The sequence below is a fragment of the Archangium gephyra genome (assembly GCF_042230915.1).
In the GTDB taxonomy this organism is placed as follows: Bacteria; Myxococcota; Myxococcia; order Myxococcales; family Myxococcaceae; genus Archangium; species Archangium gephyra_B.
This window is the reverse complement of the sequence record NZ_CP102578.1, coordinates 7,071,743-7,086,175: the sequence shown is the minus strand read 5'-3', so window position 1 is coordinate 7,086,175 and position 14,433 is coordinate 7,071,743. Positions and strand designations below refer to the sequence as shown.

General features: G+C 70.4%; 7 protein-coding genes and 1 pseudogene. 7 read left to right on the top strand and 1 reads right to left on the bottom strand.

Annotation, left to right across the window (positions count from 1 at the left end; translation table 11 throughout):
* Positions 1-50 precede the first annotated feature (50 nt).
* Entirely contained in the window at positions 51-1,577 is a 1,527-nt protein-coding gene (locus NR798_RS27680) for a cytochrome B6 (RefSeq protein WP_375765506.1), read from the bottom strand.
* Positions 1,578-1,771: 194 nt separating this feature from the next.
* On the opposite strand from NR798_RS27680, the gene NR798_RS27675 reads away from it, so the two are divergent.
* The 7 genes and pseudogenes from NR798_RS27675 to NR798_RS27645 form a co-directional block, all read left to right on the top strand.
* On the top strand, positions 1,772-3,247 hold the full coding sequence (locus NR798_RS27675) for an ABC transporter permease subunit (protein WP_375765505.1): 1,476 nt from the start codon (positions 1,772-1,774) through the stop codon (positions 3,245-3,247).
* Complete coding sequence (locus NR798_RS27670; RefSeq protein ID WP_375765504.1) at positions 3,244-4,032, top strand: amino acid ABC transporter ATP-binding protein; 789 nt, start codon at positions 3,244-3,246, stop codon at positions 4,030-4,032. Before NR798_RS27675 ends, NR798_RS27670 begins: the two co-directional genes overlap by 4 nt.
* A gap of 109 nt (positions 4,033-4,141) precedes the next feature.
* Positions 4,142-4,315 (top strand): DUF5670 family protein, encoded by a 174-nt coding sequence (locus NR798_RS27665; protein ID WP_375765503.1) that lies wholly within the window; start codon positions 4,142-4,144, stop codon positions 4,313-4,315.
* A gap of 20 nt (positions 4,316-4,335) precedes the next feature.
* Positions 4,336-6,882, top strand: coding sequence for a bifunctional lysylphosphatidylglycerol flippase/synthetase MprF (mprF, locus tag NR798_RS27660; protein WP_375765502.1), 2,547 nt, complete (start codon positions 4,336-4,338; stop codon positions 6,880-6,882).
* Complete coding sequence (locus NR798_RS27655; protein ID WP_375765501.1) at positions 6,879-8,327, top strand: virulence factor family protein; 1,449 nt, start codon at positions 6,879-6,881, stop codon at positions 8,325-8,327. Before mprF ends, NR798_RS27655 begins: the two co-directional genes overlap by 4 nt.
* 104 nt (positions 8,328-8,431) lie before the next feature.
* Positions 8,432-13,714 (top strand): AAA family ATPase, encoded by a 5,283-nt coding sequence (locus tag NR798_RS27650; protein WP_375765500.1) that lies wholly within the window; start codon positions 8,432-8,434, stop codon positions 13,712-13,714.
* 209 nt (positions 13,715-13,923) lie between these two features.
* A pseudogene (locus NR798_RS27645) lies at positions 13,924-14,020 on the top strand (pilus assembly protein PilO); the annotation flags it as partial.
* Positions 14,021-14,433 lie beyond the last annotated feature (413 nt).

Below are 14,433 nucleotides of genomic sequence, written 5' to 3'. Positions count from 1 at the left end.
GCGGTGGCCGCGGCCGGACGGCGGGGCCCTCCGACGGGGGCCCGCCCGGCTCAGAGTGTCCGCATGAAGGCCACGAGGTCCGCCTTCTCCTGCTTCGTCAGCTTCAGCTCCAGCACGAGGTTGAAGAACTCCACCGTGTCCTCCAGCGTGAGGCACCGGCCATCGTGCATGTAGGGGGGGCTCTCCTTGATGCCGCGCAGCGTGAAGCTCTTCATGGGCCCCAGCGGCGCCTCATTGACGAATCGCTCGACCTTCAGGTCGTGCATCTGGTTGTCCAGGTAGAACGGCGCCGGGTGGCACGTGCCGCACTGGCCCTTCCCGAAGAAGACCTTCTCGCCGCGCAGCTCACTCTCGGTGGCCTTCGCCGGATCCAGCCGGCCGAGCGCGTTGAGCTTCGGCGCGGGTGGGAAGTCGAGCATGTTCTGGAACTGCGCCATGTGCGAGACGTGCACGCGGTCGAGAATCACCATCCCCTTCTTCATGGCATGGATGGGATCGCCGTTGAAGTAGGCGGTCCGCTGCTCGAACTCGGTGAAGTCCTCCACCGAGCGCAGGCTGCGCTTGGAGCTGTGGATCTGCTGGTTGAAGACCCCTCGCAGGCTGGTGGTGTCCAGCCGGAGCCGCCGCTCCTGGGGGCGATCATCCGGGTTGAGATGGAACTGGCCAGTCGTGTGGCCGTTCACATGGCAATCCAGGCAGGTCACTCCGAGGCTCGGGTTGACGGTCTTGCGATCGTCCGTGGCGTTGAACTCCTCCTGCGGCAGCGGCATGAGGAGGAAGCGCAGACCATCGAGCTGGACCGGGGTAAGGATGTCCTTGAACAGCCGGTGGAAGTTGTTGATGGAGACCACCTCTCCGCGCGAGACGTCACCCAACTCCGGACGGTTCTGCAGGAACATCGCGGGCGGGAACTCAGGGAGGAACTCCTCGGGGAGATCGAACTCCACGTCGAAGCGCTCGAGCCGCGGAAACATGGCGATCTGCATCTTCGGGAAGACCATGCCGCCGGTGGCGTGCTTCGGGTGGGGGAGTGCGGGGTAGGGGAAGAGGTTGTCCCGGCGGATGGCTTCCGGGTCCATCCGCGCGAGCTTGTCCCAGTCCAGGCCCTTCGCCAGCCGCGCGGTGGGCCCCACCGCGAGCGGCTTGCCCCGGGTCATCCGGACATTGGGATCCAGGCGCGGGGTGAGATCGTAGCGGCTCTCGAGGAGCTTGCGCTGCGCCGCCATGATCCGGGCCTTGTCCGCGATGTCCGCCTTCATGAGCTCCTCGGGGCTCTGCATCGGCCGTTTGGCGTTGAGCGGGTCCCGGAAGAAGTCGAAGCCCAGGACCTTGCCCTGGTCGGGCTGCTGGCCCAGGGCCGCCGAGGACGGCTGCGCCTTCGCCGCGCTGAACACGTCGGACTTGTCGTGCTCGTTCTTCTTCTGCTCCGGCCGCGTCTCCGGAACGGGGCGCGGCGTCTGGAAATCGGAGATTGCGTCGGGCGGAGGCTGGGCCCAGGACGCAATCGAGAGGGAGAGGAGGAGGGTGACGAGGAGGACTCCTGCTCCCACCGGCATTGCCGAGTGGCTGTTGCGCATGGACGCTCCTTGGAGGATGTGGCGGCGGAGCGTGGATGCCAGAGGAGCGTGCGACAACACGGCCGAAGTGCCGGCGAGCCGCACTGCCACGCATCGGACAGGGCTCGCTGGTTCCAGGTTCAGTCGAGGACACGCCCCACCGCCGGGGGGTGTCCGGCGATGGGGGGTTCCACGAAGGTGGAGCCGCGCTCGCCATGAAACGCCCGGGTCTCGCGACAGCTTGTCTTCTGCTGGCGGTCCTCCTGTCCGGTCCCGCCGCGGGTGAGCCGCCTCGGGCCGGCCCGGCGGAGCCCTCCAGCGCCCTGGCCCGAATCCAGGCCGCGGGGGTGTTGCGGGTGGCCATCGACGCCACCTACCCGCCCATGGAGTTCCTGGAGAACGGCCAACCCGTGGGCTTCGACGTCGAGCTCGCCCGGGAGCTCGCACGCCGGCTCGGCGTCACCGCGCAGTTCATCGTCATGGACTGGGACGGCATCCTCGCCGGGCTCACCTCTGGCCGCTACGACATCATCGTCTCGTCGATGAACATCACCCCCGCGCGCGCGCAGCAGGTCGACTTCGTCGAGTACGCGCGCATGTCCCAGGTCTTCGTCACCACGCGGGGCCGGAGCTTCCGCACCGAGGCGCAGCTCGCGGGCCAGCGTGTGGCGGTGCAGACCAACACCACCTCGCAGCGGTGGGTGCAGCAGCTCGTGCAGCGAGGCGTCGCCGTCCGGGAGATCCGCCCCTTTCCCGGCGCCACCGAGTGCTTCGCCGCCGTGCAGTCGGGCCAGGCGGATGTCATCGTCATCGATGAGCCCGTGGGCCGGTTCTTCGCCCAGCGGGATGACCACTTCGTCATCACCGGCCAGGCGCTCGAGCCGGAGCCCATCGGCATCGCCATCAACAAGCAGGAGCCGGAGCTCACCGGCGCCATCCGCCGGGCCTTCGAGGACTTCCAGCGCACGGGAGGGCTGAAGCGGCTCTCGGCGCACTGGTTCGGGGGTGAGCTGGGACAGGCCGTGAAGCCGTCCGGCTTCTGGACGTTCTCCCGCGAGGTGGTGCTGCCTCGTGTGATCCGGGGGCTCGGGGTGACGCTCCAGCTCACGTTCGGCGCGGGAGGGCTCGGCCTCGCCCTGGGGCTGCTCGTGGCGCTGGCACGCATCTCCCGCCGGACGGCGATCCGCGGCGTGGCCACGGCCTACATCACCCTGTTCCGCGGGACGCCGCTGCTGCTGCAGCTCCTCTTCATCTTCTTCGCTCTGCCGTTGATGATGGGCGTCCGGCTGGGTCCGATGGCCGCGGGGATCACCGCGCTGTCCCTCAATGCCGCGGCCTACATCGCGGAGATCTTCCGGGCCGCCATCGAGTCCATCGACAAGGGACAGATGGAGGCGGCTCGGGCCCTGGGCATGAGTCACGAGCTGGCCATGCGCCGGGTCATCCTGCCGCAGACGTTCCGCCGCCTCATCCCGCCCCTCGTCAACGAGCTGGCGGCGCTCTCCAAGGACACCTCCCTGGTCATGGTCATCGCCCTGCCGGAGCTGCTCTACGAGACGAAGCAGCTCGCGGGCACCTATCTGCGCCCCGAGGTGTACGCCTGGGCGGCGCTCGGCTACCTGATCATCGTCGTGGCGTTGTCGGCACTGGCCCAGCGCTTGGAGCGCCGGTTGGAGGCGCGAGGCACATGAGCGGGCCCATTCTCCGCGTGGAGGGGTTGCACAAGTCCTTCGGCGAGCGCGAGGTGCTCCGGGGCATCGGCCTGGAGGTGGCCGCCGGCGAGGTCGTCGTCGTCATCGGGCCGAGCGGCTGTGGCAAGTCCACGCTGCTGCGGTGCCTGAACCACCTGGAGACGCCCACGCGAGGCCGCATCTGGCTGCGAGGCGAGCTGCTGGGAATGCGGGAGAAGGACGGACGGCTGGTGCCCCGCCCCGAGCCCGAGGTGGATCGCCAGCGGACACATATCGGGATGGTCTTCCAGCGCCTCAACCTCTTCCCCCACATGACGGCCCTGGGCAACGTCATCGAGGCGCCCATGCGGGTGAAGGGCTTGTCGCGCACCCAGGCGGAGGAGCGGGGCCTGCGGCTGCTCGAGCGCGTGGGGCTGCTCGACCGGAAGGACGAGTACCCCGCCCGGCTCTCGGGAGGCCAGCAGCAACGGGTGGCCATCGCCCGGGCGCTCGCCATGGAGCCGGAGGTGATGCTCTTCGACGAGCCCACCTCCGCGTTGGATCCGGAGCTGGCCGACGAGGTGCTCCAGGTGATGCAGGCCCTGGCCCGCGAGGGCATGACCATGGTGGTGGTCACCCATGAGATGGAGTTCGCGCGAGCGGTGGCCCACCGGGTGCTCGTCCTGGAGGCGGGCGTCATCCTGGAGCAGGGCCCACCCTCGCTCATCTTCACCCGGCCCTCCCAGCCCCGGACGCGGGAGTTCCTCCGCAAGGTCCTGCACCTGCGAGCGGACGAGAACCCCTGAACCGGCGGCCGGGCGGGCGGAGGATGGCTCGCATGCCCTGGGAGCGGGTTGGAGCTTCCGTGCTTCCACACCGGCACCGGGTCCCCACCTTCCAGGACAGGAGGACTCTATGGAACTGAAGAGCCTCGCCTGGATCGCGTTCGCGTTGTTCGTCGTCTGGTTGGTGGCCGGAGTGATCTTCAAGGTCGCGGGAGCGGCCATCCACCTGGTGCTCATCGCGGCGGTGGTGCTGGGCCTCATCAGCCTCGTGTCGCGCGCTCGCCGGCCCGGCCATCCCACCTAGCGGTCTCTCCGGAGCGCTGGATGCAGAGGGTGAAACGGCTCCTCCTCGCCTTGCTCCCGCTCGTCCTGCTGGGGGCGGCGGGCTATGTCCTGCACCGCGAGCTGTCGCACTTCCATCGCGGCGACGTGGCGGTGGGGCTCGCGTCCATTTCCGCCGGCCACATCCTGCTGGCGCTGGCCCTGACGGCGGTGAACTACTTCGCTCTCACGCTGTATGACGTGCTGGCGATGGGCCACGTGAAGCGGAAGCTCCCGTATGCGCGCGTGGGCTTCACCTCCTTCGTCGGCTACGCGTTCGGGCACAACATCGGCATGTCCTTCCTCAGCGGTGGCTCGGTGCGCTACCGGCTGTACTCCGCGTGGGGACTCACCGCGCTGGACGTGGCCCAGGTGGCCGCCTTCAATGCGCTCACCTTCTGGGTGGGGCTCGCGGCGGTGACGGGAACGTCGCTGCTGGTGGAGGGGGGCGGAGGCGTGCTGCCGCTGCAGCCGGAACTGGCGCGTGCGCTGGGGGCGGGGCTGTGGGGGCTGCTCGTGGGCTACTTCACGATGTGCGCGCTCGTCCGCGAGCCGCTGCGCGTGCGCGGGCTGGAGCTGTCGTTGCCGACGTTCCGGCGTGCGCTGGGGCAGCTCGCCGTGTCGTGCGCGGACTGGGTGCTGGCGGCGACGGTGCTGTGGGTGTTGCTGCCGCGCGGGTCCGGGGTGTCCCTGCCGTCTCTCACGGCGCTGTTCGCGCTGGCCCAGTTGGCGGGCATCGCCAGCCAGGTGCCCGCGGGCCTCGGGGTCTTCGAGACGGTGATGCTGTCGGCCCTCTCTCCCCACGTGCCAGCGGCGCACCTGGTGGGCGTGCTGCTCGTCTATCGCATCGTCTATTACCTGGTGCCCTTCACCGTGGCGGCGTTGATGCTGGCGGGCAACGAGCTGGTGCAGCGCCGCCAGCACCTGTGGCGGCTGGCGAAGGTGGTGCACACCTCGTTCTCTCCGGTGGTGCCATGGGTGGCGTCCGCGGGGGCCTTCGTCGCGGGCACGGTGCTGCTCTTCTCCGGTGCCACGCCCACCGTGTCCGAGCGCCTCGCCGTGCTGCGCCACCTGGTGCCGCTGCCGCTGCTGGAGGTGTCGCACTTCCTGGGCAGCCTGGCTGGCATCTCGCTGCTGCTGCTGGCCCGTGGCCTCCAGCGGCGGCTGGACGGGGCGTACGTGCTGACGGAAGTGCTGCTCGTGGCCGGCGCGGTGCTCTCCGTGGTGAAGGGCGTGGACTACGAGGAGGCGGCGCTGCTGCTGGTGCTGGCGGCGGCGCTCGCGCCCTTCCACCGGCAGTTCTACCGGCACACCTCGCTCCTCGCGGAGGCCTTCAGCCCGGGGTGGCTGTTGGCCACGGTGGCGGTGGTGGGCGTCTCCATCTGGTTGGGCTTCTTCTCGTACCGGCACGTCGCCTACAGCGGTGAGCTGTGGTGGCAGTTCACCTTCGGTGGGGATGCCCCGCGCTTCCTGCGCGCCACGGTGGGCGTGCTGGGGCTGGTGCTCGTGTCCGGCCTGGGGATGCTGCTGAAGCCGGCCGGGGCCCGTATGCATCCGCCCACGTCCGAGGAGCTGGCGCGGGTGCGCCCGCTGGTGACGCACTCGCCCGAGTCCATGGCGTACCTGGCCCTGGTGGGTGACAAGCCGCTGCTCTTCAACGAGTCGGGCACGGCCTTCCTCATGTACGGCGTGTCCGGCCGCAGCTGGGTGTGTATGGGAGACCCCGTGGGCCCGGAGGCGGAGGCCACGGAGCTGGCGTGGCGCTTCCTCGAGCTGGCGGACCGGCACCACGGCTGGGCGTGCTTCTATCAGGTGGGCCCCGGCGCACTGCCGCGCTACCTGGACCTGGGGCTGATGCTGCTGAAGCTGGGCGAGGAGGCCACGGTGCCGCTCGCGGACTTCAGCCTGGAGGGGCCGGCACGCAGGTCCCTGCGCCAGGGCGTGCACAGGCTGGAGCGCGAGGGCTACCGCTTCGAGGTGCTGCCGCCCGAGGCCGTGCCGGAGCTGCTGCCCCAGCTGAGGGCCATCTCCGATGCGTGGCTGGAGGAGAAGCACACGCGCGAGAAGGGCTTCAGCCTGGGCTCCTTCGCGCCGCGCTACCTGGCCGAGGGCCCGCTGGCCGTCATCCGGCACGAGGGGACGCTGGTGGGCTTCGCCAACGTGTGGGCTCCCGAGGTGAAGGAGGAGCTGAGCGTGGACCTCATGCGCTACCAGCCGGGCAGCCCGCATGGGGTGATGGACTTCCTCTTCGCCTCGCTCATGCGGTGGGGGCGCGAGCAGGGCTTCCGCCGCTTCAACCTGGGCATGGCGCCCTTCAGCGGCTTCGAGCAGCGCAGCCTCGCGCCGGTGTGGAACCGGCTGGGCGCGCTCCTCTTCCGGCACGGCGAGCACTTCTACAACTTCCAGGGGCTGCGCCAGTACAAGGACAAGTTCCATCCCGTCTGGACGCCGCGCTACCTCGCGTCGCCGGGCGGGCTGGCGCTGCCGGGCGTGCTCACGGGGGTCGCCTCGCTGGTGTCGCGAGGGCTCGGCGGGGTGGTGGCGCGATGAGGAAGCGCCTCGCGGGGGGGGTGGTGGGGATGGTGCTCGTGGCAGCGGTGGGCGCGGCGCTCCTGGCGCAACCCCGGGAGGCCTCGGGGCCGGCACCCGCGCCGCTCCAGGCCCGCACCGAGGTGCTGCGGGTGGGCGGGCGTTTCGGGCATCTCACGGTGGTGCATCCGCCGTCCGGCACGCCCACCACCGTGGCGCTGCTGCTGGCGGACGGGCCCGCGGCTCAGGGGCGGGGGGCGGAGCTGGCCTCGGTGCTGGCGGAGCACGGCGCCCTGGTGCTGGCGGTGGACGCGAACACGTACCTGCGCTCGGTGGAGAAGGGGAGACGTTGCGCGTATCCGGCGGGAGACCTGGAGGTGCTCAGCCAGGGCTACCAGCGGCATGCGAAGCTGCCCGAGTACCTCCATCCCGTCCTGGTCGGAGACGGACCGGGGGCGGCCCTCGCGTTCGTGGCGTTGGAGCAGTCGCCGCCGGGCACGTTCCGGGGCGCGGTGAGCGTGGGCGTCGGCCCGGAGCGGTTGGCCTCCGCGGCCTTCTGTCCGGGCACGCGCTCGGCGCACCCGGTGGAGAACCTGTCCGAGCCCTGGGTGGTGCTGGTGGCCAGGGAGGCTCCCGCTCACACCTGGAGAACCGCGCGGGCGCTCACCCGGAAGCTGAAGGGCGCGCGAGTGGAGGAGGTGCCCGGTGCCGATCCGCGCCACGCGGCCGTGGCGTCATGGAAGGGCCCGCTGCTGTCCGCCTACGACTCGGTGGCCGTCCCGCTCGCGTCCGAGCGGCGGCTCGTTTCTCCGGCGGAGGTGGAAGACCTGCCCCTGGTGGAGGTGCCCGCCGCGAAGCCGGAGGGCGACACGCTGGCGCTCTTCGTCTCGGGCGATGGCGGCTGGGCGAGCATGGACCAGCAGGTGTCCGCGTCCCTGGTGGCGCGAGGCATCCCCGTGGTGGGGCTGAATTCGCTGCGCTACTTCTGGAAGCGCCGCACCCCCGAGGAGACCTCGGCGGACGTGGCGCGCGCGCTGCGTCACTACCTGGCCGCGTGGGGCCTGCGGCGCGTGGTGTTGGTGGGCTATTCGCGCGGAGCGGACGTGGTGCCGGCCATCGCCGTGGGGTTGCCCCCGGAGCTGCGCGAGCGGGTGAGGGGGCTGGCCCTCATCGCTCCAGGGAAGGAGGCCGGGTTCGAGGTGCACGTGACGGACATCTTCGGCGGAGCGCGCGGAGCCACCCATCCCGTCCTGCCGGACATCCAGTCCCTGGGCGGCATGCCGGTGCTCTGCCTCTACGGAGAGGAGGAGGGGGACAGCTTGTGCCCGGAGCTGTCCCACGTGCCCGGCGCGCACCCGGTGATGCTCGCGGGCGGGCATCACCTCAGCGGGGACTACACCGGCATCGCGCGGCTCATCCTCCAGGCGCTCGACGTCCCGGCGCACGGTGGCAGCGGTCCCCCGTGACGGGGCGCGGGGGGCGGGGAGTTCCTTCGCCCCATCGCTCTTCGGTATCCTCGCGGGAGGCCCCGGGAGCAGACCCTCGGGCCGGGCCGGGGGGCTTTCCACGCATGTTGAACATTCGAGGCTACACACTCCGAGGGGCCATCAAGGCCACTGGGACGAACCTGCTGTTCCACGCGGTGCGCGACGTGGACGGTCTGCCCCTCATCCTCAAGACGCCCATGGGCTCCTCGCCGGGCCCTCGCGAGAGCGAGCGCTACCAGCAGGAGTTCACCATCCTCCAGCGTCTGCGGGACGTGGGGGGCGTCACCCGCCCTCATGCCTGTGAGCGCATCCACGAGCGCCCGGTGCTTCTTCTGGAGGCGATGGAGGGCACCCCCGTGTCCGAGCTCACCGGCACCCCGCTGGAGCCCGCGCGCGTCCTGAAGCTGGCCATCTCCCTGGCCTCGACGCTGGCGGAGCTGCACCGCCGCGGCGTCATCCACAAGGACATCAAGCCCTCCAACATCCTCCTCACGCCCACGGGGGCGGCGTGCCTGCTCGACTTCGGCACGGCCACCCTCCACCTCGTCGAGCACGTGGAGGCCGCCCCCGCGCCCCTGCTCGAAGGCACCCTGGCCTACATGTCCCCGGAGCAGACGGGGCGCATGAATCGCTCGGTGGACTACCGCACCGACTTCTACTCGCTAGGGGTCACGCTCTACGAGCTGCTCACGGGCAACCGCCCCTTCCACGGGCGCGATGCGCTCGAGTGGTTCCACGCCCATCTGGCCCTGGTGCCCCCGTCCCCGCTGGAGCGGGTGCCGGGCCTGCCTCCGGCCCTGTCCGCCATCGTGATGAAGCTGCTGGCCAAGGTCGCCGAGGAGCGCTACCAGGGCGCCGACGGCCTGAAGGCCGACCTCGAGCGGTGCCAGGAGGGCCTGCTCCGGGGCGTGCACGAGGACTTCCCGCTGGGCGTGCATGACTTCTCCAGCCGCTTCCAGCTTCCCCAGCGGCTCTACGGACGGGCCCCGCACGCCGCGGCCCTGCTCCAGGGCTTCGAGCGCGTGGCCCGGGGCGGCCGGCCCGAGCTCGTGCTCGTCCGGGGCTACTCCGGCATTGGCAAGTCCTCGGTGGTGCACGAGCTGCACAAGCCGGTGGTGCGGCGGCGCGGCTTCTTCCTCAGTGGCAAGTTCGATCAGTTCCAGCAGGACATCCCCTACGCCACCCTGGCGCAGGCCATCCGCGGGCTGACGCAGCAGCTGCTGTCGGGCACCGACGCGGAGCTGGCGAAGTGGCGCGAGCGCCTCCAGGAGGCCTGGGAAGGAGAGGGGCAGCTCCTGGTGGACGTGGTGCCCCAGCTGGAGCTCATCGCGGGCAGACAGCCGGCGGTGCTGGAGCTGCCCGCCTCCGAGGCGCAGCAGCGCTTCAACCGGGTGTTCCGCAAGTTCCTGGGCGTGTTCGCCACCGCGGAGCAGCCGCTGGTCCTCTTCCTGGATGACCTGCAGTGGGCGGATGGGGCCAGCCTGCGGCTCCTCAAACACCTGCTCGTCCACCCGGAGACGCCGCCGGTGCTGCTCATCGGCGCCTACCGCGACAACGAGGTCAGCCCCTCGCACCCGCTGGTGCTCTCCCTGGAGGAGCTTCGCAAGGCCGGCGCGCAGCTGGCCAACCTCCAGCTCGAGCCGCTGCGCATGGAGGAGCTCCAGCAGCTCGTCGCCGATACGCTGCCCGGGGCGGACGCGGAGCTCGTCCAGCCGCTCACGGCGCTCGTCCAGGAGAAGACCGGGGGCAACCCCTTCTTCATCCTGCAGTTCATGCGGACGCTCCACCAGGACGGCTTGCTGGCGCGCACGCCCCAGGGCACGTGGCGCTGGGACGCGGAGGGCGTCAAGGCGAAGGGCTACTCGGACAACGTCGTCGAGTTCATGGTGGGCAAGCTGCGCCAGCTGCCCCTGGTGACCCAGCACCTGCTGCGTCTGGCGGCGTGCGTGGGCAACACCTTCTCCGCGCCCATGCTGGCCATCATCTCCGACCAGGGCGAGCCGGGAGCGGTGGAGCGGGGCCTGGAGCCCGCGTTCCAGGAAGGCCTGCTGATGCGTGGCGGCCCGGAGCACTACCGCTTTCTGCATGACCGCATCCAGCAGGCGTCCCATGCCCTCATCCCCGAGCAGGAGCGCAAGGCCGTCCACCTGCGCATCGGCCGGTTGCTCCTGGCCAGCCTGTCCCCGGAGGAGGTGCGCGAGAAACTCTTCGACGTGGTGAGCCAGCTCAACGCCGGGGCGGAGCTGATCCACGACCCCGAGGAGCGCAGGCGCGCCGCGCGGCTGAACGCCGAGGCGGGAGGAAAGGCGCGGGGCTCGACCGCGTTCCGCTCGGCCGCCGCTTATTTCGCCGCGGCCTTCCAGCACCTCTCGGAGGACCCCTGGTCACTGGAGCCCGGGCTGGCCTTCGAGGTCCGGCTGGCGCAGGCGAGCTGCGAGTTCATGAGCGGCAACGCCACCGAGGCGCGCCGTCTGGTGGAAGAGCTCCTGCCCCGGGCACGCACCTTCCCGGAGCTGGCGGCCATCTACCGGCTGAAGAGCAACCTGCACATCGTCGCCAACGAGGTCCTGGAGGCCGCCACGTGCCTGCTGGAGTGTCTGGCGCGGATGGGCATGCCGATGCCACTGCAGCCCTCCTGGGAGGAGGTGGAGCAGGCCAACGCGGAGGTGTGGACCTTGTTGGGGGAGCGCCCCATCGCCAGCCTCATCGATCAGCCCCTGGTGAACGCCCCGGACCTGGATGCGGTGTTGAGCGTCCTCGGCGCCATGTATGTGCCGGCGTTCTTCACGAGCCCCGAGCTGCTCCGCCTCCACCTCAGCCGCATCGTCGCGCTCAGTCTGAAACACGGCCATACCCCCGCCTCCGTCCATGGGTACTCCTGGTTCGGGGTGATGGCGGGCCACGCCTTCAAGAGGTACCGGGAGGGGCAGGCCTTCTGCCAGCTCGCCCATGCGCTCGTGGAGCGCTACGACCTGGCTGCCCTTCGCGGTAAGGCGCTTCACGCCCTGGAGCGGGCCAACTGCTGGACCGAGCCCCTTGTCCTCTCGCTGGAGCTGAACCAGAGGGCCTTCCAGCACGCGCTCCAGGCCAGTGACATCCAGATCGCCTGCTTCACCGCCTGTCACCTCGTCACCAACCGCCTCACCTTGGGGCACCCCCTGGAGGACGTCTACCAGGAGTCGATCGCCCGCCTGGACTTCGTGAGCAAGGCGGGCTTCCTGGGCGTGAGGGATGTGCTCCACTTCACGCAGCGCTACGTGCAGCAGCTGCGCGGGCTCACGCCCTCGTTGGACTCGCTGAATGGGGAGGGTTTCGACGAGGAGGCCTTCGAGGCCGGGCTGCCCTCCAACCAGAGCACCACGCGGTGCTGGTACTGGCTCACCCAAGCGCAGTCCCGCTTCCTGCGCGGTGCATACCCGGAGGCCCTCGAGGCCGTGGACAGGTCCTTCGAGCTGCGCTGGTCCTTCCTGGGTCTGCTCCCGAGCCTGGAGCTGCACTTCTTCCGCGCGTTGATCCTCGCCGCCTGCCACGGGGGAATGGCACCCGAGCAGCAGCGGCTGGCCCTCGAGGCCCTCCGCGGTCACCAGCGGCAGCTCGCGGAGTGGGCGGAGCATTGCCCCTCGACCTTCCGCGCCCTCGAGCGGCTCGTCTCCGCGGAGCTGGCCCGTCTCATGGGGCAGGAAGGGGAGGCCCTGCGTGCCTATGAGCAGGCCCACCAGTCCGCCCGCGAGCAGGGCTTCGTCCAGAACGCGGCCCTGGCGTGTGAGCTGGCCGCCCGCTTCTGGCGGGAGCGCGAGCTTCCCACCCTCGCCGAGGCCTATGCCCGCAAGGCCCGCGACGCCTACGTGCGCTGGGGCGCCCACGGCAAGGTCAAGCACCTGGACGCCGAGTGGCCGCTGCTGACCTCCTCCGAAGGCTCCGAGGGGACCGCCACGGATACGAACTCGACGCAGCTCGACGCCCTCACCCTGGTGAAGGCCCAGCAGGCCATCTCCGGGGAGATCGTCCTGGAGCGGCTGGCCACCACGCTGCTGCGCGTCGCCATCGAGAACGCCGGTGCCCAGCGCGGCGCCCTGTTGCTGCCGCGGGGAGACACGCTCCAGGTCGTGGCGCTCTCGGGCACCACGCCCGAGGACGCCAGCGCGGATCCGGACGAGCCGCACCTGCCCTGGTCCCTCATCTCCTACGTCAAGCGGACGCGCGAGCACGTGCTCATTGGCGACGCCTCCAAGCCCCATCCGTTCGCGGCCGACCCATGGCTGGCGCGCGGCAACGCCCGGTCCGTGCTCTGCCTTCCGCTGCTGCGCCAGGAGGAGTTCCGCGGCGTGCTGTACCTGGAGAACGATCTCGCCCCGGACGCCTTCACGCCGGCCCGCCTCTCGCTGCTCGGCCACCTGGCCTCGCAGGCCGCCATCTCCGTGGAGAACGCGCGGCTGTACGCCGACGTCCAGCGCGCCGAGACGGCCCTGCGCCGCGCCAATGACGAGCTGGAGAAGCGGGTGGAGGAGCGCACCCGCGAGCTCAAGCAGGCCCAGACGCGGCTGGTGGACACGGCCCGCACTGCGGGCATGGCCGAGGTGGCCGCCAACGTGCTCCACAACGTGGGCAACGTCCTCACCAGTGCCGTCATCAACCACCAGGTGCTGCGCCAGACGGTGGACACCTCGCGCGTGGGGCGGTTGAAGCAGGCCACCACCCTGATCGCCGAGCACCGTCACGCGCTGGCGGACTTCCTCACCCGCGATCCGCGTGGCATTCAGTTGTTGGACTACCTCACCGGGCTCGGCGACGAGCTGCTGCGCGAGCAGACGACGATGCGCGAGGGCATGGAGGCGATGGGCATGCACATCGAGCACATCCGCGCCATCGTCCACATCCAGCAGAGCTACGCCAGCAACACCCTGCTCACCGAGGAGTGTGATCTGGCGGGGCTCGTACAGGATGCCCTGAGCATCCTCATGCCCGCGCTGCGGCGCCACGGTGTCCTCGTCACCCAGGAGCTCGCCGCGCTTCCTCCGGTGCGCCTGGACAAGCACAAGGTGCTGCAGATCCTCATCAACCTCATCAGCAACGCCAAGAAGGCCGTGAAGCCGCTCCCGGAAGGGCAGCGGCGCGTGCACGTGCGGCTCGAGGCCGTGGGCCACATGGCGCGCGTCCAGGTGGTGGACAATGGCGTGGGGATTGCCCCGGAGAATCGCGAGCGGCTCTTCTCCCAAGGCTTCACCACGCGCGAGGGCGGCCATGGGCTGGGCCTGCACTCCAGCGCACTGGCGGCGAGGACCCTGGGAGGCAGTCTCGGCCTGAGCAGCGATGGGCCGGGCAAGGGCGCCACCGCCATCCTCGAGCTGCCGCTCGGTGACGGTTGACCGGGTGGCGGCGGGCGGGCTGGCGCTGCCGGGCGTGCTCAGATGAAGGGGGCCTCGTGCGCGGGAAGCAGGGGGCTCGGTTAGGATGCCGGGCGGGACCCTCCCCGAGGTGATGAATGGATCGCCGCAAGGCCGCCGTCTTCCTGTTGTGCGCCAGTGCCAGCCTGAGCGGCTGTGAGAGCGAGCAGGGCAGGTGGTTGGCGCATCGTCAGCGCCAGCTCGACATCGAGCTGGCGGAGAAGTCGGAGATCGCCCAGACCCTCAACGAGCGCCGCCGGGAGCTCGACGTGCTCGAGGAGAAGCTCGCCGGGTTGAAAGCCCGGCTGAACCGCCCCAGCACCGAGGACTTTCTCCGGCTCCTGTCCGGCCAGGGGCTGGAGACCCTGACGTTCCGTGAGGAGGAGGGGGCTCTGCGCGTCCGCTTCGGTGGCTCCGGTGGGGTCTCCAGACTGCTCGTGGCCCTCCGTGTACTCGCCACGCCGGAGCGGGCCATCGTGCTGAAGCGGGTCTCCGTCGAGCCCAACGCCTGGTCGGTGGAGCTCGAAGTGCCCGCCGTGCCCAGGCCCTCCGTTCAGGGAGGGGCTATCCAGGGAGGGCTTCCGGTTCCCTCGAGCCCCATGCCTCCACCGGGCCTCTTCGCGTCCATCTACGAGCCCGACAGCGTCTCGCGGCAGAAGGAGTCCATCCGGAGGACCGAGCTGCGCATCGCCCAGCTCGAC